Annotated in this window: 23 protein-coding genes; 20 read left to right on the forward strand and 3 right to left on the reverse strand. The window is 41.3% G+C overall.

All coding sequences use genetic code 11. From position 1 onward, the window contains the following. Window positions 1-17 precede the first annotated feature (17 nt). The 18 genes from FO442_RS07955 (at window position 18) to FO442_RS08040 (ending at window position 17613) form a co-directional block, all read left to right on the forward strand. Window positions 18-1187: an oligosaccharide flippase family protein gene (locus FO442_RS07955; protein ID WP_186279983.1), complete on the forward strand. Its 1170-nt coding sequence runs from the start codon at window positions 18-20 to the stop codon at window positions 1185-1187. Further along, window positions 1156-2490 carry an O-antigen ligase family protein gene (locus FO442_RS07960; protein ID WP_144332629.1) on the forward strand — a complete coding sequence of 445 codons (1335 nt, stop codon included), beginning with the start codon at window positions 1156-1158 and terminating at the stop codon, window positions 2488-2490. Before FO442_RS07955 ends, FO442_RS07960 begins: the two co-directional genes overlap by 32 nt. Next, on the forward strand, window positions 2456-3373 hold the full coding sequence (locus tag FO442_RS07965) for a glycosyltransferase family 2 protein (RefSeq protein WP_144332630.1): 918 nt from the start codon (window positions 2456-2458) through the stop codon (window positions 3371-3373). The genes FO442_RS07960 and FO442_RS07965 overlap by 35 nt, the downstream gene beginning before the upstream one ends. Next, complete coding sequence (locus FO442_RS07970; protein ID WP_144332631.1) at window positions 3373-4302, forward strand: NAD-dependent epimerase/dehydratase family protein; 930 nt, start codon at window positions 3373-3375, stop codon at window positions 4300-4302. Before FO442_RS07965 ends, FO442_RS07970 begins: the two co-directional genes overlap by 1 nt. Continuing rightward, complete coding sequence (locus FO442_RS07975) at window positions 4299-5372, forward strand: glycosyltransferase family 4 protein (protein ID WP_144332632.1); 1074 nt, start codon at window positions 4299-4301, stop codon at window positions 5370-5372. Before FO442_RS07970 ends, FO442_RS07975 begins: the two co-directional genes overlap by 4 nt. Beyond that, window positions 5369-5899, forward strand: a complete 531-nt coding sequence (locus FO442_RS07980) for a PglD-related sugar-binding protein (protein ID WP_144332633.1) — start codon at window positions 5369-5371, stop codon at window positions 5897-5899. The genes FO442_RS07975 and FO442_RS07980 overlap by 4 nt, the downstream gene beginning before the upstream one ends. A 65-nt stretch (window positions 5900-5964) precedes the next feature. After that, window positions 5965-7215, forward strand: coding sequence for an O-antigen ligase family protein (locus FO442_RS07985; RefSeq protein ID WP_144332634.1), 1251 nt, complete (start codon window positions 5965-5967; stop codon window positions 7213-7215). Between the two features lie 107 nt (window positions 7216-7322). After that, entirely contained in the window at window positions 7323-7634 is a 312-nt protein-coding gene (locus tag FO442_RS07990) for a hypothetical protein (protein WP_144332635.1), read from the forward strand. Further along, window positions 7627-7923: a cell division protein ZapA gene (locus FO442_RS07995; RefSeq protein ID WP_144332636.1), complete on the forward strand. Its 297-nt coding sequence runs from the start codon at window positions 7627-7629 to the stop codon at window positions 7921-7923. Before FO442_RS07990 ends, FO442_RS07995 begins: the two co-directional genes overlap by 8 nt. A 78-nt stretch (window positions 7924-8001) precedes the next feature. After that, the gene (gene rny / locus FO442_RS08000) at window positions 8002-9537 is read left to right on the forward strand and encodes a ribonuclease Y (RefSeq protein WP_144332637.1); all 1536 of its coding nucleotides are present in this window, start codon (window positions 8002-8004) and stop codon (window positions 9535-9537) included. A 107-nt stretch (window positions 9538-9644) separates the two neighbouring features. Beyond that, window positions 9645-10643, forward strand: coding sequence for an SDR family NAD(P)-dependent oxidoreductase (locus FO442_RS08005; RefSeq protein WP_246073832.1), 999 nt, complete (start codon window positions 9645-9647; stop codon window positions 10641-10643). Window positions 10644-10684: 41 nt separating this feature from the next. Further along, complete coding sequence (locus FO442_RS08010; RefSeq protein ID WP_186279985.1) at window positions 10685-11941, forward strand: lipopolysaccharide biosynthesis protein; 1257 nt, start codon at window positions 10685-10687, stop codon at window positions 11939-11941. Between the two features lie 107 nt (window positions 11942-12048). Next, window positions 12049-12666 (forward strand): imidazole glycerol phosphate synthase subunit HisH, encoded by a 618-nt coding sequence (gene hisH / locus FO442_RS08015; RefSeq protein WP_144332639.1) that lies wholly within the window; start codon window positions 12049-12051, stop codon window positions 12664-12666. Beyond that, the gene (locus FO442_RS08020) at window positions 12666-13439 is read left to right on the forward strand and encodes an AglZ/HisF2 family acetamidino modification protein (RefSeq protein ID WP_144332640.1); all 774 of its coding nucleotides are present in this window, start codon (window positions 12666-12668) and stop codon (window positions 13437-13439) included. Before hisH ends, FO442_RS08020 begins: the two co-directional genes overlap by 1 nt. A 15-nt stretch (window positions 13440-13454) precedes the next feature. Next, on the forward strand, window positions 13455-14534 hold the full coding sequence (gene wecB / locus FO442_RS08025; RefSeq protein ID WP_186279987.1) for a non-hydrolyzing UDP-N-acetylglucosamine 2-epimerase: 1080 nt from the start codon (window positions 13455-13457) through the stop codon (window positions 14532-14534). Beyond that, window positions 14534-15757 carry a glycosyltransferase family 4 protein gene (locus tag FO442_RS08030; protein ID WP_144332641.1) on the forward strand — a complete coding sequence of 408 codons (1224 nt, stop codon included), beginning with the start codon at window positions 14534-14536 and terminating at the stop codon, window positions 15755-15757. Before wecB ends, FO442_RS08030 begins: the two co-directional genes overlap by 1 nt. Window positions 15758-15814: 57 nt before the next feature. After that, the gene (locus tag FO442_RS08035; RefSeq protein ID WP_144332642.1) at window positions 15815-17026 is read left to right on the forward strand and encodes a DegT/DnrJ/EryC1/StrS family aminotransferase; all 1212 of its coding nucleotides are present in this window, start codon (window positions 15815-15817) and stop codon (window positions 17024-17026) included. Beyond that, window positions 17026-17613: a sugar transferase gene (locus FO442_RS08040; protein WP_144332643.1), complete on the forward strand. Its 588-nt coding sequence runs from the start codon at window positions 17026-17028 to the stop codon at window positions 17611-17613. The genes FO442_RS08035 and FO442_RS08040 overlap by 1 nt, the downstream gene beginning before the upstream one ends. A 68-nt stretch (window positions 17614-17681) precedes the next feature. Here the strand turns inward: FO442_RS08040 and FO442_RS08045 are convergent, their stop codons facing one another. Further along, the gene (locus FO442_RS08045; RefSeq protein ID WP_144332644.1) at window positions 17682-18053 is read right to left on the reverse strand and encodes a DMT family protein; all 372 of its coding nucleotides are present in this window, start codon (window positions 18051-18053) and stop codon (window positions 17682-17684) included. Between the two features lie 140 nt (window positions 18054-18193). Further along, entirely contained in the window at window positions 18194-18514 is a 321-nt protein-coding gene (locus tag FO442_RS08050; RefSeq protein ID WP_144332645.1) for a T9SS type A sorting domain-containing protein, read from the reverse strand. 80 nt (window positions 18515-18594) lie between these two features. Between FO442_RS08050 and FO442_RS08055 the strand changes: the two genes are divergently transcribed. Next, complete coding sequence (locus tag FO442_RS08055; protein ID WP_144332646.1) at window positions 18595-18954, forward strand: MGMT family protein; 360 nt, start codon at window positions 18595-18597, stop codon at window positions 18952-18954. On the opposite strand, the gene FO442_RS08060 is transcribed toward FO442_RS08055, so the two are convergent. Then, window positions 18951-19262 (reverse strand): hypothetical protein, encoded by a 312-nt coding sequence (locus FO442_RS08060; RefSeq protein ID WP_144332647.1) that lies wholly within the window; start codon window positions 19260-19262, stop codon window positions 18951-18953. The genes FO442_RS08055 and FO442_RS08060 overlap by 4 nt on opposite strands. Before the next feature lie 148 nt (window positions 19263-19410). Between FO442_RS08060 and FO442_RS08065 the strand changes: the two genes are divergently transcribed. Then, on the forward strand, window positions 19411-20427 hold the full coding sequence (locus tag FO442_RS08065; RefSeq protein WP_144332648.1) for an NAD-dependent epimerase/dehydratase family protein: 1017 nt from the start codon (window positions 19411-19413) through the stop codon (window positions 20425-20427). Window positions 20428-20469 lie beyond the last annotated feature (42 nt).

A 20469-nucleotide genomic window follows, 5' to 3' on the forward strand; every position in this document is an offset into this window, starting at 1 on the left:
CGCCGATAGTTCAAAGAATGTTTACCCAGGAAGAATGGGGATTCTTTGCATTGGTGAGTTCCATATATGGTGTAGTTGCACTGGTTGCCTGCGGAAGATACGAAGTTGCTTTACTTGTTCCCAAAAGGAACGTGGAGGCCATTAATTTATTGGGGCTTTCCCTGGTTGTAAACCTGGGATTTGCGTTCTTGTTTTACCTGGTTTTATTTTTAATCGCACTTGCCGGTTTTGGAGAACGGCTCGGAGTTTGGTATTATTTATTACCGGTCTTCGTGCTGATAGTCGGTTTTAGTCAATCAGTGGTGGCCTGGAATAACAGGAGAAAGAAATACCGGGAAATAGCGAATTTCCGTGTTTCTCAATCGCTTTTCAACAATGTTTTTTCAATTTCCACCAGCCTTGCAAAAGTTCCTTTCAACGGGGTACTGTTGGCGTATCTGGGTTCCGGGTTAATTTCCCTGCTTGTTGCTATTTACCAGATCAGGTCTGATTTTCGATTGATTATCAACGGGTTATCCTGGAGCAGAATGTGGTTTGTTGGAAAGAAATATGTTCGTTTTCCGCTAATTAATACCTTTCAGGCCTTGTTGGATGCTTTGCAGCTCAATGGTCTGATTTACATCATCTCTTTTTTGTTCGGTGATTATTACGTAGGTGTTTTTTCTTTGGCAATCCGCATTTTATTTTTGCCAATGGGTTTCATCGGAGGAGCGATCTCCCAGGTTTTTTACCAGGAAGCGAATTCCCTGGTACATCAAAATAAACCTTTGTTTCCCCATGTCAAGCGAACACTAAAAATGAGTTGCCTGGTCATTAGTCCCGTTTTTGTGATTCTGGTAGTTGCAGGCCCTTTATTGTTTTCGTTCGTTTACGGCGAGGCATGGATTGGTTCAGGAGTATATGCACGCTATTTGGCGGCTTGGGTCTGCATGGATTTCGTTCGGGCGTCTTTATCACAAATACCGTTGATTTTCAATAAACATCACGTTTTGCTGATTTTTTCAATCACAAGTAACCTGCTGATCCTGCTCGTTTTCATAATAGGGCATTTTATGGAACTTCGGCTGGGAATGATCCTGATGATTACTTCAGCTTTACAAGTTTTGCTTATATTCGCACTCATTAACTGGACTGTAAGAATTTCTAAAGCTTACGATGCCAAATTATCTAATCGCGATCATCAATAAAATGGGTGTTTATAATTATCTTAAATCGAATCAGTTAAGTGTATTCCTGAGTGTTTTGGTTTTTTTTCCAAGTGCCAGGCTCCTTGTTGTCGGCTCAGGACACGCAGCAGGTTTGGATCTGGTATTCGGGTTAATTCCGGAATTGCTGTTCGTGTTGATTTTGGTTTGGTCATTGACTCGTTTTTTACAGGATCCCGATCGGCAAACGCACCTATTGGATAAGCTGGTCATTGCTTATTTTCTTTTCAATATTCTGATCGGTGTTTACCTGGCCCATGATTTGAAAGCGAGTTTATACGGATTCAGATTGACCTATCTCCCAATGCTCGGATACTTTGTCTGTTCGTATTATTGGGATAAGGAAGCAGACCTCGAACGCATTTTCCGCGGGTTCTTCCGGATCCTGGTTTTAATAGCAGTTATCGGATTGATAATCTATTTTATTTTCCCCGAAATACATCTTTATTTCCATCGGATCGCAAGCGGGAACCAACCGATCGTAATGGCCTTTAAGGGATTTATACGGATGACATCCATTTTGTGGACCCCGGTAGTTTTTGCCATGTTGATGCTGGCAGGATTTATTTATTGGACGTACCGTTACCTGAAAACGGGGAACAACTTCGCGCTTGTTTTTTCATTGATTATGGTCAATGCGGTTTTTTTAAGTGTTTCACGAGGTCCGATGATTACTTCTGCTGTAGCGTTTGTACTTCTATTATTTTTGGGAAAAAGAAATCAGTTGAAATGGATTATTTCCGGGATTATACTCTTCGAAATCGCTATTCTTACATTGTTTGAAAAACAATTTATACCACTTATGAAATGGGTGTTTGTTTCATCCAAACAGACGGCAACCCTTGAAACTTCGAATACACGGGTAAGTTTGTGGACGGATGTTATTCATTCGATTAAACACGATCCGATGGGATTGGGATTGGGTAAGGCAGGGCATACGGCAGTGCAATTGTTTCCACCGAATACGCCGGGAGTTTCTTTTGCCTCTACCGATGGTTGGTATTTTAAATTAATGATCGAAACGGGGATTCCTGCGCTGGTACTGTATTTAGCAATGGCTCTGATTTTCTTTGTCGCGATGATAAAGTATATCAGCAAGAACAGGTTCGATTTTGTAACGGTTATTTTTACGATTTTTGTGGTGACCGGTTTGGTGAACATTGTTAGTAATGTATTGGATTTCTATCTTTTTGCATACTTGTATTGGTTTTTACTGGGAATATTTGTCTTCAAATTGAAACAAAACGGGAATGCTAGGAAAGAAAGTTTCGGTAGTCATAGTTAATTATAATGTAAGAGACTTGATTCTGACAAGTCTCAGAACGCTGTACCAGTTTAATTCTTCCGAAAATCTGGAAGTAATCGTTGTGGATAACCATTCTGCAGATGATTCCTGTGATGCCATAAAAAGAGAATTTCCCCAGGTCATCTTGCTGGAGAATGACTTTAACGCGGGATTTCCCAAAGGAAACAACCAGGGATTTGAGCTCGCTACCGGTGAATATATTTTTATGCTAAACCCGGATACGGAGTTTAAAGAGAACTCCATTGACCGGATGACAGATTACCTCGATAAGCATCCGGACATTTCTTTGATTGCTCCTAAACTGCTTAATTCGGATGGGAGTTTTCAGTTAAGTGCCTGGAGATATCCAACCGTCAAATCTGTTTTTTGCGAAGCATTTTACCTGACATTTTTCCTCAAAAAGAAAAACTATGCGGATAAGGACTTCAACGAACCATTTGAAGGAGAATCCTTTTCGGGGGCTGCTCTTTTTTTCAGAAGGGCGCTCTTCGAAAAAGTGGGGGTGCTGGACGAAACGATGTTTTGGATAGAAGATGTGGAATTTTGCTGGAGAATCAATCATTCAGGATTGAAAAGTATGTATTTCCCCGGTACCCAGATCCTGCACCACGTTGGACAAAGTGCCAAGAAAAATTATACCATTTCCTTATCAAACCAGATTTTTAATAAGATCAAATTTTTCTCAAAGCATGGAAGCCGGTTTCAGGCCATAATGGTGAAGTGGATCAGTTTGTTTCATGTCGTATTTAAGATTATTTTGTTTGGGTTGCTTTCTCCCATCAAAGTCACTTATTTTAGAAAATTAAAAGCGTACTTATACACTCTTCCGAAAGTGTTTAATCCGCCAAAAGGAATTGCCTGATGAAAAAGAACGTTATTATTACGGGAGCTACCGGATTTGTTGGAAAGCATTTATTGACATTCCTGGACCCGACAAAGTACCAGTACACGTTACTTACAAGAAATCCGGATAAATTATCTGCGAACCCAGAAGGGTTTTCTGTCGTTTGCGGAGATCTGAATGATCCGGAATCGTTAAAAAAGGCGTTCCGTGACCAGGACATCCTGATTAATCTCGCGGCTGAAGTAAGGAATCAGGAATTGTTGGAACAAACCAATATCAACGGGACACAGCATCTAATCGAAGCCATCCGTTCGTCCGGAATCAAAAGAGTCATCCATTTAAGCAGTGTGGGAGTTGTTGGAAAGGGGTACAGTTCGGAACCGTTGCGGGTAAATGAAAATGAACTTCCGACGCCGCAAAACAGGTATGAACAAACCAAACTAAGGTCTGAAGAATTGCTTTTGGAAGTACACAAAATGCAGGTTGAACTGGTCGTTCTTCGTCCTACCAATGTGTTCGGAGAAATGCACCCTTTCAATGCCCTGAATAATTTATTGAATCACATCCAGTCCGGGAAAACAATGGTTTATACCAAACAGGCACAGGTTAATTACTTGTACGTGGGAGATTTATGTCAATCCATCCGGTGGTTCCTGGAAAATGAGGGGCATCCGGGAGTTTTTCAGGTAGGAAATTCGATCAGGTTGATTGAATTCTATGAAAAAATAGAACAAAAATTGAAGGTAAAGGGCAAAAAATGGGCAATCCCTTATTTCCTGATAAGATGTGTAGAGCTGATTGGTATCCATAAATTGCGAGCCATTTCAAACCGGGTTATATACGATGATTCCAAATTGAAAAAACTCATGGGTGACTATCAATTCGGGATAGATGAGGGATTAGACTTAACAATTGACTACTTTCGTAAAAAGGGCATGTTAAAATGAAGGTTTGTTTTTTTGCAGATAGTGAGAGTATTCATACCATCAGATGGTGTAATTATTTCAAATCGATGGGGTATGACGTACACCTGATAAGTTTGAAATCTGCTTTGATAGAGGGGATATCTGTTTACCCGTTAAACATGGAAGGAATCAAAACCTCCGGGGGAAATTGGAAAACACTTTTCAAATACCGGGCGGTAAAAAAGCTTCTCAAAGAGATCAAACCGGATATTTTTCACTCACTCTACGCTACAAGTTATGGGATTACAGGTGCGCTTTGTTCATTTCATCCGTATATTATCACAGCACTTGGCACAGACATTCTCATCAGTCCGAAACAATCCCGAATTTACCGGATATTGCTCAGGTATGCATTTAAACGAACGGATAAAATAACCGTTGTTGCAGAGCATATGCGGACTGCGGCAATTGAACTGGGAGCAAAACCCGAAAATGTGCTTGCAATTCCAATGGGAGTCGATCAATTGGTCTTCAATTCCGGAAACCGCAAATTGTCCGAAGAGCGGTTTGAGGTTATCAGTACCCGCAATTTTGAACCGATTTATAATATTCCACATTTGCTGAAGGCGATCAAACTGGTCTTACCCGAAATTCCGAATATTCATGTAACTCTCCTGGGAGCAGGAAGTCTGAAGGAAGAATTGATCCGGATGAGTAAGGATTTGGGGATCGATCAGCATGTAACGTTTGCAGGAAAGAAAACACAGCCGGAGATGGCGCGACTCTTAAACCAAAGTCATGTTTTTGTGAGTCTTTCATTATCCGATGGGAACAATATTTCGCTCAATGAAGGAATGGCATGCGGGACGTTCAATATAGCAACAGATATTCCGGCGAACAGACAATGGATAGAAGACAATAAAAACGGGTTTTTAATTCCCGTAGACGATGTCCGGCTACTTGCGGAAAAACTCATCGAAACCAGGAACAGGTATGATGAATTAACCAAACAGGCTGAACCGATCAATAAACAATTACTGGAAGAAAATGGAATTTGGCAGAATAACATGAAACGAATGGAGGCCTTGTATCATCAATTAGTCAAGTCATGAAAAAGATAGGAATCATTGGAGCTGGCGGACATGCGAAAGTCATCGCAGAAACTATTGATTTGATAGGTTCTTTTCAGGTTGTTGGGTTCATCGATGACAAAATCGAACGGGGTTTTCCGATTCATAAGAATGCGCCTGTTTTGGGTGCCATCGGTGAGCTCAATGAAATTGCTGCACAATGTGATGCGTTTGTGATTGGTATCGGGAACAATGAAGTGAGGAAACACATTGCGGACCGATGGTCCGGAACCATTGTATTTGAAACCATTATCCATCCGAATGCTGTAATTTCCGAAAGTGCGTCTATCGGTTCCGGAACTGTCGTGTTGGCGGGAACTATCATCAGTTCTCAGGTAAAAATCGGAAACCATTGCATTGTCAATGCAAATGTGGTAATTGATCATGATTCACGGATCGGTGAGTTTGTTCACCTTTCTATCGGTACACTGATAGGCAGTAACTCCGAAGTCGGTGAATTGACGATTACCGGGATTGGCCAGGCTGTTCCTTCTTTCTCACAGATTTAAACCAATTAAATTGGTCCCATTCTGCATTTTTTGGATAACTTCAAGTCGAATTTGAAGCAACGCGCATGAATTTACAAATGACTGCAGAGAAATCGTATGAGTATTTATTGGCTCTTGCCTTGGCCAGTTTTTGTTTTGCTCCGAAATCGATCAGTCTTTTTGTAATGATTCTGGTTTTGTTTACGGCAATCCAGGTAATCCGAAAGAAAATGAAATGGGTGTTTTCTCCGGTTCTTTTCTCCTTCGTTTTGCTTTACGCAGCCTATGCCGTTGGAATTCTTTTTACGGATCACCTGGGAGATGCACTGGGATATTTGGAGAAGAAGCTGGTGCTGGTACTTTTTCCCTTACTGTTTTCCTTTCGTTTCGAGAAGCGGATTGATTTAAGACCCATTACATGGGGATTAATAGTTGGAACGTGTGTTACAACTGTCTTGTCAGTGATTCACGCGATACAGGTTTATCAATTCACTCACGATTTTAACAATAGCTTTGGCAGTACCAGTTATTCTTACATTCATCATCCGACCTATTTTGCAGCCATTGTCACAATCACTTTATTAATGGTGCGGGAAGGATTTCGGAATCACTGGAAGGGATTTAATTATTGGACATTAGGAGGATATTTCCTGCTGACCTGCGCCAATTTACTGTTCTGTTTTTCTTTTGCATCGCTGCTTTTCTTCTTTCTGATCATTGTGGTGAGTTTAATCGCGTTTTTCTATAAAAAATTTTCGCGCAGGTGGTTCTTTTTGGGGTTGCTGTTGCTTCCGTTGATCCCGATGGGAGCTTATTACGGAAACATTCACGTGCAAATAGAGGTCGATAGTACCCTGAAGGATTTCCAGGCGTATATTCAAAATCCCGACCTGGTGTTTGAGAAAGTGAGGAGTCATCCTTCCGGAAACCAAACGCGATTATTGATGTGGACGGTTTCAACCCAAGAGTTTTTGGAGCATCCCATGGGATCCGGAACGGCAAATTTTGATGATAAACTGGGGAAAAGATTGACAGCGCATGGCCTGGATGATTATGCCGCATTGAAATACAATCCGCACAACCAGTTTCTCCAGGTAGCAGTTGAAATCGGTATTTTTGGATTGCTGATCTTTCTTTCGATTTTCGTTTTTTATTTCGGAATGGCCAAAAGATACCGCTTTGGTTTGTTGTTTTGGCTGACATTGAACCTCGCTTTCAATTGTTTGTTCGAATCTATGTTCCAGAGACAAAGCGGAATAGTTTTTTACGTATTGCTTTTCTGTTTGTTTACCGTTTACCTTCAAAACAAGAGCTCGAATTTCGACCCGAAATCATAAGGCATGGTCGGGAATTTTCCGGTTATCGCCAAAAAACTGTTCACAACTTACAATAAAATTGTTGTAGAATTGGTTTTACCTGTTATTTTTGTACAAACGCTTATTGGATGACGTCAGAGTTGAAATCTTTAATTGAACAAATTGGCGCGAAATCTCGTCAGTTACACCAATCCTTGGTGACTGAAAGAGAACGCGTTCGTTCTATGACAGATGAAATTAATCGTCTCAATGCTGAGGTTTCTGAGTATCAAAGCCAGAAAAAGGCAATGGAGGATGAGCTCCAAAACCTGAAATCAGAATTGAGCCAAGCGCGTGAACAAGTTCAGGTACAACCTGTTTCAACCAATGGGGTTGAAATTGATGTACTTGTGAAAGAGATTGATTTCTGCATTCAACAATTAAAAATAGCGAATGAGTAAGGTGTCTTTAAAAGTAGTGGTTGCCGGCCGCACGTATCCCTTAACTGTCCAGGAAACGGAAGTTGAAAAGGTACAGCATGCAGCTGATGATATTAATAAAGCAATCAAACAACTTCAAGACAATTTTGCTGTCCGCGATATGCAAGACTTATTGGCGATGACCGCCTTACAATTGTCTACCAGAGGAGGAAAAGCGCCCGCAACTGCAGGGAATGCTCCTCAAGCTGATTTCTCTGAAGCAACTGCTGCATTGAAAGCACTTTCTGATGATTTGGATGCATTGAATTAATTGCTTTACAGCTGGTCTTTTTCTCACTTGTTTACGCAACATCTCCGTAAGCAGTGGGATTTTTTTATTTAAGAAACTATGGTAAATGTAATTATTGGAGCATTGATCGGGTTAATAGGAGGTGGTGTGGCTACTTTCATTATCCAGAATACGATGCTCAAGAAAAGAAAAGAACAAATCTTGAAAGAGGCTGACCTGGAAGGTGAAGCAATGAAAAAAGACAAAATCCTTCAGGCAAAAGAACGATTCCTGAAACTGAAAGAAGAGCATGAGGAAAACGTGAAAGAACGTGAAAGACGCATGCAGTCGAATGAGGACAGGGTGAAGAGCAAAGAAAAATCACTGACCCAAAAAATCGAAGAGGTTTCCAGGAAAGAGAAGGAAACAGAACGCTTGCAGGCAGAATTGGCTACGAAGGTAGAGGCAAACGAGATTCGTCACCAGGAACTGGATAAGATGCATCAAAAGCGGGTTGCCGAGCTAACAAAAATCACAGGAATGTCGATTGAAGAAGCGAAAAACCTATTGATGGAATCATTGAAGGACGAAGCAAGAACTTCAGCAATGGTCCACATCAAAGAGATCACCGAGGAAGCAAAACTAAATGCGAACCGCGAAGCAAAACGGATTGTGATCCAAACAATTCAACGTGTAGCGTCCGAGCAGGCAGTTGAAAATGCCGTTTCTGTTTTCAACATCGATTCGGATGAGGTAAAAGGACGTATTATCGGTCGTGAAGGTCGAAATATTCGTGCCCTGGAAGCTGCTACGGGAGTGGAAATTATTGTAGATGACACCCCTGAAGCAATCATTTTATCGTGTTTCGATCCGGTAAGAAGAGAGATTGCCCGTTTGGCTTTACACCAATTGGTTTCAGACGGTCGTATTCACCCGGCCCGCATTGAAGAAGTGGTTGCTAAAACAAAGAAATCCCTGGAAGAAGAAATTGCTGAAACGGGAAGAAGAACATGTATCGACCTTGGAATTCACGGATTACATCCGGAATTGATCCGCATGGTCGGACGTATGAAATACCGTTCTTCTTACGGGCAGAACTTATTGCAACACAGTCGTGAAGTTGCCAATTTGTGTGCCATCATGGCAGCCGAATTAGGCCTGAACGTGAAAGTAGCGAAACGCGCAGGATTATTACACGATATCGGTAAAGTGCCGGACGAAGAACCGGAATTGCCACATGCGATCCTGGGAATGAAAATTGCTGAGAAATTCGGAGAAAAACCGGATGTATTGAATGCGATCGGTGCGCACCACGACGAAATCGAAATGACATCCCTGATATCACCGATCGTACAAATTTGTGACTCCATTTCAGGAGCGCGTCCGGGAGCACGCCGTGAGGTTGTAGAATCATACATTAAGCGAATCAAAGACCTGGAGAATTTGGCATTGTCTTATGACGGGGTGAATTCAGCTTATGCAATTCAGGCAGGTCGCGAATTGCGTGTATTGGTTGAAAGTGAAAAAGTAACCGATTTACGTGCAGATGAATTATCATTCGCGATTTCTCAAAAAATTCAGACGGAAATGACCTATCCGGGACAGGTGAAAGTCACTGTGATCCGTGAAAAACGTTCCGTAAATTACGCGAAATAAGAGAAAGCGTCGCTTTCAATGTTGGTCAAACGTTAGTGAGGACCTGAGACGATGAATTGATAATTGGTATTGACAAAGGGTTGAATAATGTTTAATGTGATTTAATTGTGAATACACCCATTGAAATTGTACAAAAATTAAAGGATAAAACCATTCTGGTGACCGGCGGTGCCGGTTTCATCGGTTCGAATTTAACAGAGGCACTATTAAAAATAGGGGCCTCTGTTATTGTTTTGGACAATCTGGAAACAGGGCTTCAATCAAACGTTGATCGGCTGTCACATTACGAAAATTACCGCTTCGTAAATGGGGATATTTGCAACCCGGAAGATTACCGTCATTTGCTCAAAGAGGTAGATGCAATTTCCAATCAGGCTGCTTTGGGTTCGGTGCCGAGATCCATTGAATTTCCTTTGAATACACACCGGGTAAATGCAACCGGTTTCCTGACCATTTTACATGAAGCGAAACAGGCAAATGTGAAACGTTTTGTATACGCAAGTTCGTCTTCCGTTTACGGAGATTCCCAGGCTTCACCAAAGCATGAAGGGCAGGAAGGAAAAGTGCTATCGCCGTATGCTGCGACGAAACAATTAAATGAAGAGTACGGACAGGTTTATCATCAATTGCATGGGATGGAAACAATCGGATTGCGTTATTTCAATGTGTTCGGGCCTTTTCAAAACCCGAACGGAGTTTATGCTGCTGCTATTCCGAAGTTCCTGGATAAAATGTTGCAGGGAGGTGAAATCTTAGTAAATGGAGACGGCGAACAATCGCGTGATTTTACCTATGTGAAAAACGCGATCCATGCGAACCTCCTTTCCCTGATCTCCGAAAATGAAAAAGCGTTCGGAGAAGTTTACAATGTGGCATGTGGTCGGAGTTTGACGTTGAATCATGTGATCCACAGTCTGCAGGAAGGGTTGAAGGATTTGGGCACTGTTCCGAAAAACACGCTGAGTTATGGTCCTCCCAGGATGGGTGATATCAAAGATTCATTGGCTTCAACTGCTAAGATGGAGCAATATTTGAATTATAAACCCGTATACACCTTTGAAGAAGGAATCCATGAATACCTTCGGCATGTATTGCAATGCAAATAAAAGCGCTCAAATCTGACTTTGTAAAATCAGTACTTACGTTGATGACAGGTACTGCAATTGCCCAGTTAATAGCGTATCTCATTTACCCGATCCTAACACGCATTTACTCCACTGCCGATATGGGAGAATTGGGAGTGTATACCCGTCTGGTTGCTTTTATTGCAGCAATAGCTACTGCGCGTTACGAAGCAACCTTACCCGTCGCCAAGCAGGATAATCATGCCTTTTCATTGTACCGCCTGTCATTCCGGATCTCGCTGATCGTTTTAACAGCTGTATTTATGATCGGGATGACTTATTACCTGTTAAGACCTTATAACTTTTCCAATTATATTTTCCTGCTGATTTCTGTGCTGAGTGCGTATGTCAGTGTTTGGATCAACCTGGGAACAAATTGGTCTGTTAGGAAAAAACTCTTCAGACAGATTTCCGTGCAACGCATGATTAATTCGGTATCCGTGAACGCGTTGCGTTTGATTTTTGGAGTGTTGAATTGGGGTGCGTTCGGATTGATTTTCGGGACATTGCTTGGCTCATTCTTATCTATTTTTGCGTTTGTAAAAACCTTTTTGTCCAATAAGAAAAGTTATGCCTCTACAGCTGATTTGAAAAGGATGCGGGTCCTGGCAAAAAATTACAAATCGTATCCAACGGTCTACCTGCCGCATGTGTTGCTGGATTTATCGGTTGATTTGGCGCTGGCAGCATGTATCGTGGAATTTTATGGGAAGGGAACTTTTGGATCTTACAGTTATGCGTATCTGATGCTGAAACTTCCTTTATCCTTATTCGGACAGTCACTTGGCCAGGTTTTTTTCAATAAAAGTTCCGAATTGGCCAATCAACAAAAATCCCTGTACCCTTTAACAATGAAAACGCTTCGAACCTTGTTTTTCCTATCTATTGTTCCGTTCACTCTGCTTTTCTTCTTCGGAAGTGACTTATTTGGGGTCGTTTTCGGTGAACGTTGGATTGAAGCGGGAAGAATTGCGGAGATATTAGCACCGGCTTTGATGTTGAATTTCATTGTTTCCCCAATTTCGTCCCTTTCTTTGGTCTTGTCGAAGCAAAAACTCATGTTCGGTTTTGGGTTGACGGTAGCCTTTTTCCAGTTGTTCGATTTTGGTGTGCTTCCTGTGTTGATGAAGGTATTGGATAAATTTCATTTCACGGATACGGGTTTTAGTTCCTTTCATTGGATTTTGGGATTCAATTCGGTTTTATTATCGGCAGTTTATTTGATCATTATCGTGCTCTTTTTGAGATTGACCAAAAGGCTGTATGCTGATAATGTATAAAGAGTATATTTGATAGAAAAGATGAACTAGTTCAAATGTTCAAATTAGCTTTAATAATGAAATGGTTTGAACTTTTTAACCCTTAAACCTTTTGAACTTATTTTAGTATGATAGTAATTGTTGATTATGGTTTGGGGAACTTGGGCTCGATAAAGAACATGCTTCAATTTATCGGGTTTGAAGCGATAATTTCCAGTGATAAAGACCAGATTTCTTCGGCAAATAAACTGATTCTTCCGGGGGTCGGATCCTTTGATCAGGGAATGATGAATTTGAATGAAAGGGAGCTGATCCCTGTTTTGAATCAGCGCGTCCTGGTTGATTGTGTTCCAATCCTGGGAATTTGCCTGGGAATGCAGTTATTCGGGCGAAAAAGCGAAGAAGGGACTTTGCCGGGGTTGTCTTGGGTTGATCAGGAAAGTAAAAAATTAGATCCGCAGGTTCGTCGGTTATTTCCTGTTCCTCACCTGGGGTGGGAATATGTTTCATTCACTAAAACTCACAGTGAGCTCTTAAAGGGTTTTGATGAGGAAACGAAGTTCTACTTTGCACATTCCTATTATGTAAGTTGTAATAACCGGGAAGAGGTGATTTTGGAAGCGGAGTATATTCATCCATTTGACGCTGCCATTCAAAAAGGTCACATTGCAGGGGTTCAGTTCCATCCCGAAAAAAGCCACAATTACGGGATGCAATTATTAACCAATTTTGTTTCCGGTTTCTGATGGCATTACCAAGATGTATTCCTGTTCTCCTGCTTCAGAATGGAGCTTTGGTCAAAACGGTTCAGTTTCAGAACCCTAAATACATAGGTGATCCGCTAAATGCTGTTCGGATCTTCAATGAAAAAGAAGTGGATGAACTGGTTTTTTTGGATTTGGATGCTTCTGCCATGGAAACTCCGATTCCCTTTCGGTTGTTAGGAGAAATTGCAGAAGAATGTTTTATGCCTCTGGCTTACGGCGGCGGAATAAAAACAATAGCAGATATCCGTCAGATTATCCAGATAGGAATTGAAAAAGTAATTATCGGAACCGAGGCCATTGAAAATCCGGAATTCGTAAAACAGGCTGTAATGGAATTCGGTAGTTCGAGCATTTGTGTTTCGCTGGATATCCAAAAAAGTACCTCGGGTGAATATGCACTGTACACCCGATCAGGAACAAAATTGGTAAAAGGTGATCCGATCGCATATGCTCAAAAGCTGGAACAATTGCAGGTCGGAGAATTATTGATCCATTCAATTGACCGGGAAGGAACCCGCAGCGGATTCGACCTGGATCTGATCAGGACTCTTCGACAGGCAGTTAGCATTCCGCTCATAGCCAGTGGAGGGGCCGGATCTATAGAACATTTGTGTCAGGGCGTTGAAAGTGGTGCCACAGCGGTTGCTGCCGGAAGCATGTTTGTCTTCCATGGAAAGCACGCGGCCGTGTTAATTTCTTATCCGGATCATGTGAGTTTAAAAAGAATTTATTCAAGTATTCAACGGAAATAGTTTATTTTGTTCTCAATGGGAAAATTGAAAATAGTAACAATATTAGGTGCAAGACCGCAGTTTATTAAAGCGGCGGCAGTTTCTTCACTGTTTAGCAGGTATTTTGATGAAATTTTAGTTCATACCGGGCAGCACTACGATGCAAATATGTCGGATGTGTTTTTTGAAGAATTAAATATTCCGAATCCGAAATACCATTTAAATATAGGTTCAGGTTCGCATGGTGCTATGACTGGAGCGATGTTGACCGAGATCGAAAAAGTACTGGAAATTGAAAAGCCGGATTTTGTGTTGGTTTATGGAGACACAAATTCAACGATTGCAGGGTCTCTGGCTGCGTCCAAATTACTGATTCCGGTGATTCACGTGGAAGCGGGACTAAGAAGTTTCAATAAGGCCATGCCGGAGGAACAAAACCGGATTCTAACCGATCATATTTCCGATTTGTTGTTTGTTCCGACACAAACGGCTGCAGATCATCTGAAGAATGAAGGAATTACCAAAGGTGTTCATTTGGTTGGAGATGTGATGTACGATGGTATTTTACATTTCACTAAAATTGCGCAGGAGAAAAGTAATATTCTTGAAGAATTGAATCTGAATGCCGGTGAATTTTTATTATGTACGATCCATCGCGCTGAGAATACGAATAGTCTGGAAAGGTTAACGGCCATCGTTTCAGGTTTGAATGCCTGCAAAGAATTGGTTGTCTTACCTCTTCACCCCAGAACATTGAAGTACATCACGGATTATGGGTTGAAACTGGCGGATACGATACGGGTGATCGAACCTGTCGGATATTTGGATATGGTTCGTTTGGAATCTACAGCGAAGAAAATCGTGACAGATAGCGGAGGTATTCAGAAGGAAGCTTTTTTCCTTGGGATTCCTTGCATTACCATGAGAGATGAAACAGAATGGGTTGAAACCGTTCATAACGGCTGGAATATACTTGTTGGAGCGAATGAAGCAAAGATTGTGGATGCAATCAGAAGCTTTAACCCGACCAGTGAACGAAAAACGTATTTTGGAGAAGGAAATGCCTCTCAATTAATGGTAGATCCTATTTTAAATTATAAAAAAGAAGGGATCTAATGGGATTAAGATTACTTATTTTAACTCAATATTACCCGCCTGAAATTGGCGCCCCGCAAAATCGTCTGCACGAATTGGCTGTTCGTTTGAAAGCAAAGGGCCTTCATGTTGAAGTGCTTACTGCCATGCCGAATTATCCAAAGATGGAAATTCATGAAGCTTACCGAAATGGAAAGATTTTAGAAGAAACCATCGATGGAATTCCGGTTCATAGAGCAAAAATTTACGTTTCTGCTTCCAAAGGAATTGTCAAACGCTTGCTGAACTATTTCAGTTTTGTATTCACTTCTTATTGGAGAGGAAAGAAATTGGAGAACTTCGATTTCCTGATGGTTGAATCTCCGCCGTTGTTTTTAGGCTATTCAGCCATGCGGCTTTCCAGGAAACTAAAGGCAAAACTGATTTTCAATGTTTCTGATTTGTGGCCGGAAAGCGCAGAAAAATTAGGGTTGGTTACCAATAAGTTCTTATTGGGAATGGCTTATCGTTTGGAGGCAAAATGCTACCGGAAATCCTTTTTAATTACCGGTCAGACGCAGGGGATTGTGGATGATATTTCGAGAAGATTCCCGGATAAAAAAGTAGTGTGGCTTCCGAATGGAGTGGATTTGGGTTATTATAATCCAGCAGAGATTGAACCGATCGGGTACCGTAAAAGAAACCATCTGAATGAATCGGATATCTTGTTTTTTTATGGAGGAGTGGTTGGTTATGCACAAGGATTGGACGTGATCCTGAATGCTGCTAAATTAGTGGAACACCGTCCGGAAATTCAATTCATCATTCAGGGTGCAGGCCCGGAAAAAGAACGGTTACTGGAATTGAAAAAAGAAATGAATGTTAAAAACGTCCATTTTTTGCCTCCTGTAGACAAATCCGAAATGCCCGGAGTTTTAAAAGAAATTAATGTCGCTGTAATTCCACTCAGAAAATTGGACTTGTTTGAAGGGGCGATCCCTTCCAAGGTTTTTGAGACACTGGCAATGGAAATACCGATTCTTTTAGGCGTCAATGGGGAGGCACGGATTCATTTCGCTGACAAGGCACAAGCTGCTATTTTTGTAGAGCCTGAAAATGCCTCCGTTTTGGCAGAGAATGTCTTGTTTTTGGCAGATAATCCGGAATTGGCCAAGGAAATGGGAAAAAAAGGAAGAAAATATGCAGAGATCCAATTCAACCGGGATGTGATCGCTTCCAACTTTTTAAAAACATTGAGTGAGTAATCATTCGGTTGGATTCTTCCCTTTATATTTAGTTAACTTTGATTCAAAATTTATAACATGATACCGTTTTCACCTCCCAGAATAGATCAACGCGTAATTGATGAGGTAACAAAAGCCTTAACTTCAGGCTGGATTACAACCGGTCCGAGAACCAAGTTGTTCGAAAGGCAATTAACCGAATATTGCGGGAACAAATGTACGGTTGCTGTTGCATCCTGGACAGCAGGAATGGAGGTGGTATTGCGTTGGTGGGGAATAGGTCCGGGTGACGAAGTTATTATTCCGGCAATTACCTACTGTGCTTCTGCAAATGTGGTGATACATACCGGAGCTAAACCGGTCATGGTAGACATTAACCCGGATGATTTCAATATTTCCGTTGAAGCTATCCGGAGAGCGGTTACTCCCAGAACGAAAGTTATTATGCCTGTAGATATAGCAGGTTTTCCATGCGATTATGACGGAATTTTTCAAATTGTAAATGATCCGTCCATTAAAAGCCTGTTTCAACCGAATTCGGATCTGCAAAAACGATTGGGACGTATCCTGGTTGCCGCTGATGCTGCTCATTCCTTTGGCGCAACATATGGTGGGAAACGCTCCGGGGCAATCGCAGATGTGAGTTGTTTCTCGTTTCACGCGGTAAAAAATCTGACGACTGCGGAAGGAGGTACCATGTCCATCAACTTACCGGATGGGTTTGATCACGAAGCTATTTATAAGGATTTGTGTGTAAAAATCCTTCACGGTCAAAATAAAGATGCACTGGCAAAAACGCAGAAAGGGAATTGGCGTTACGATGTAACAGAACCAGGGTTTAAATGCAATATGACAGATATTCAGGCTGCAATCGGTTTAGTGGAGCTGGATCGTTTTCAGGAAAACCTGGATCGCAGAAGAACCATTTGTCTGGCATATAATGAGGGCTTGAAAAACGAATCCTGGGCACTTCTCCCAAAAATGAAGGACGAAAAACGTGAGACGTGTTATCATTTATACCAGTTACGAATTGCAGGTGCCTCTGAAGCACAGCGGGATGCGATCATGCAGGCCATTTTTGATCAGGATGTTTCCGTGAATGTTCACTTTCAGCCACTTCCGGTTTTAACTGCCTATAAGAGCAGGGGATACAAAATAGAAGATTACCCGGAAGCTTGGGATAAATACGCGAATGAGATCACCTTACCGGTTTATTTTGACTTAACGGATGAACAGGTACAAATTGTCATTCAAGCGGTTAAAAATGCGGTAAAACAGGTCTTGGGATAATGAAACGCCTGTTTGACATATGTGTTTCATTCATTGTTTTAATGCTGTTTCTACCGTTCGGAATCCTCATTTCCATTGCAATTGTTTGTGAGAGCAGAGGAGGTGTTTTTTACAGGCAGCAACGGGTAGGAAGAAACGGCATTCCCTTTCTGTTATGGAAATTTCGAACGATGCGTGTGGATGCTGATAAATCGGGAAAGTTAACAGTAGGGATGCGCGACCCGCGAATTACCCGGGTGGGTTATTTTATACGTAAATCGAAACTCGATGAATTTCCTCAATTTATCAATGTATTACTCGGTGAAATGAGTATCGTAGGCCCACGTCCGGAAGTACAGGAGTATGTAGATCTGTATACACCCGACCAGCGTGCAGTGCTTTCCGTGAAACCGGGTATTACAGATTATGCTTCATTGGAGTATTTCAAAGAAAATGAATTGTTGGGGCAATCGGATAATCCAAGAGACACTTACATTCATGAAATCATGCCCGCCAAAATTGAATTGAATAAAAAATACCTTGCCAATCCAACCTTGGGTCAGGATATCAAAATCATGTGGCTGACGTTTTTGAAAATGGTTAAGTAGTTCAAATGGTCAAATAGAATTTCTTGAACTTTTGAACCCTTTTGAACCCTTTTGAACCCTTTTGAACGCTACTTTTTAAAAACAAGATAAACCGCAATCAAAATCAACAAAAAGGCCATTGCATGATTCCATTTAAAAGCTTCGTCTTTAAAGAAGATCAGGGAGAAAACCATGAAAACCAAGATGGAAGTAACTTCCTGAATGATCTTTAATTGAATCAGGGAAAAGGGACCGCCGTTTCCGTAATAACCCAGTTTATTGGCAGGAACCATGAAAATATACTCAAAGAAAGCGATTCCCCAACTGATTAAAATGGTTGTAACAAAAACCCAAACCCCCGTTTTTTTCGCTTCCGGATTATCTCTTAAATGACCATACCAAGCATAGGTCATAAATGAATTGGAAACAAGTAATAACGCGATTGTAAGAAGAGCCCTCATAATTCCTTTTTCCCGCAAATGTAATAGGAATAAAAAATCCCCTTAACTAAGCCAAGAGGATTTCGGATTGTTTTTTTGGCAGAAATAATTTGGGATGCTTCCAAAAAGTAAGGATTTGGAATTGTCAACCTGGAATCGGATTAGTTTTTATATACGTTTTTCTTTTCAATCCGCCCGTCAACACTTTCGATGTAAACAAAAATCCAACCTTGCGGAAGGTCATGAAGCGAAAAGCACCAATTCGGCAGTGCGTGGTTTTTCAGTACCTGGCCGTTCAAATCGATGATGGTGATGTCTTTAATTTCGAGAGAGGAAGTAACCATAAGCAGATCGCTCGTTGGATTCGGATATACTTTCAAATCCCAGTCCGGTAACTGATTTTCTACCGGAGGATCTGTACTTTGTGCCGACAATGAGCTGGAAAAAAGGAGTAGCCCACCTAATAAAACTAAGGTTTTCATGGTATTTTGGATTTAACCTTAATAATTGCACGAATTGGGAAACGTTACAACAATTCTCCATTTTCAATTAAATTTGGTTCATGATAAAACCAATCAAACTTTCAGAAGCCAATGCCGATTTTTTTGACCGGGTGTACCAGGTTGTGCGCTTAATCCCGAAAGGGAGAGCCACATCGTATGGAGCAATTGCAAAATACCTGGGTGCAAAAAGCGGAAGTAGGATGGTAGGATGGGCAATGAATGCGGCACATAGCATTCGCGAAATCCCTGCACAACGTGTAGTAAACAGAAACGGCCAGTTGACTGGTAAAATGCATTTCGAGACACCTACCAAAATGGAAGAGCTACTTCAACTGGATGGAATTGAAGTAAAAAATGATCAGATTGTCAATTGGAAAGAGGTTTTTTGGGATCCAATGACTGAATTACAGATCGATTAAGGGAATTTGGAAATCAATTTTTGGCTATCGCCGGCTTTGATTTCACAATCTGTCCGGTAATCTGCAATCTCCTCGTTGAAAAGCTCTTCATTGCCTGAAAGATGCGCACGGAACGAAAGTTCTTTTTGAATTGCTTCCAGGGTGGTATAACTATAAGAGACAGTTTCCAGTTCATTTAGTTGATTCAGTAAGCCACGCTCTTTTTCAACTAATTTTTTTGCATGATCAATCTGGCGCTCATATTCCGACTGACATGAACTCAAAAACGCAAGAATTGAAAGGACTTGTAGTAGATTTTTCCATTTCATGTGTCAAAGGTACATACAAACCAATCAATTAAAAAAATCGGTTGTTTTCTCAAAAGCGTTAAATATTCATTTTTTCTGATAGAATATTCAAATTAATAATCGGAGCATTCTATTTTACACTCGAGAATCCTGCTTACATTTGTGAAGCATGATTTTGGTAACCGGTTCAACAGGACTTCTCGGATCACATGTAGTGGTTGAATTACTTCGTAAAGGGTATGAAGTACGAGCCATGTTTCGTGACGAGGAAAGAAAACAGGTTGTTTACCGCTTAATCGATTTCTATTACCCGGAAGAAAAGGAAGTATTCCTTCAAAAATTAACTTGGTTTCGGGGAGATATTTTGGATCTGGCAGATGTGGAGGATTCACTTGTTGGAGTTTCGAAAGTAGTGCATTGCGCTGCGCTTGTATCTTTTCACAGAAGAGATTTCAATCTGCTTTTCAGGGTAAATCGTCGCGGAACGGCCAACCTGGTCAATTTTGCACTGAATTCTGATGTAAATCAATTCATCCATGTTTCATCGACCGCTGCCATAGGAAGTGATTCTCAAGCTACAGATGGCATGAAACGTGAAAGTAATTTATGGAATCCGAACGATGAAGTAAGTGGGTATTCATTATCCAAATTCAGTGCTGAAAAGGAAGTATGGAGAGCAAGTGAGGAGGGATTACGGGTTTCTATCGTGAACCCAAGCGTGATGTTTGGTCCCGGTTCCTGGGAAGAAAGCTCTCTCAAAATATTCAGAACGCTTCATAAAGGATTGAAATATTACACCGAAGGGGCGAATGCTTTTGTGGATGTCCGGGATGTGACAACATTGATTTTAAAACTCATTGAGACGGAAAAAACCGGGGAGCGCTATTTGGTGACAGGTTCAAATCTGAAATTCAAAGAATTATTTGACCGGATTTGCGAACAACTGCATGTAAAAGCACCATCCAAATTAGCGGGGCCTTTCTTGACCGGTTTGGCCTGGAGATTATCCGGAATTCTTGGTCGGATTCAAGGAAAACGACCCACTATTACCAAGGAAAGCGCACGGAGTTCTCAAAGCAGTTCTCAATTTTCAAATGAGAAATTATTGCGCGATTTCCCGGATTTCAAGTTTACTCCCATAGAAGAAACAATCGCCGTAACGATCAAAGGAAGAACAGATCTTTGAATTGAAAAGTAACGGACTCGCTTTCTGGCGAAACCTTGTTTT

It is taken from the genome of Fluviicola chungangensis (assembly GCF_007558725.1).
In the GTDB taxonomy this organism is placed as follows: Bacteria; Bacteroidota; Bacteroidia; order Flavobacteriales_D; family Crocinitomicaceae; genus Fluviicola; species Fluviicola chungangensis.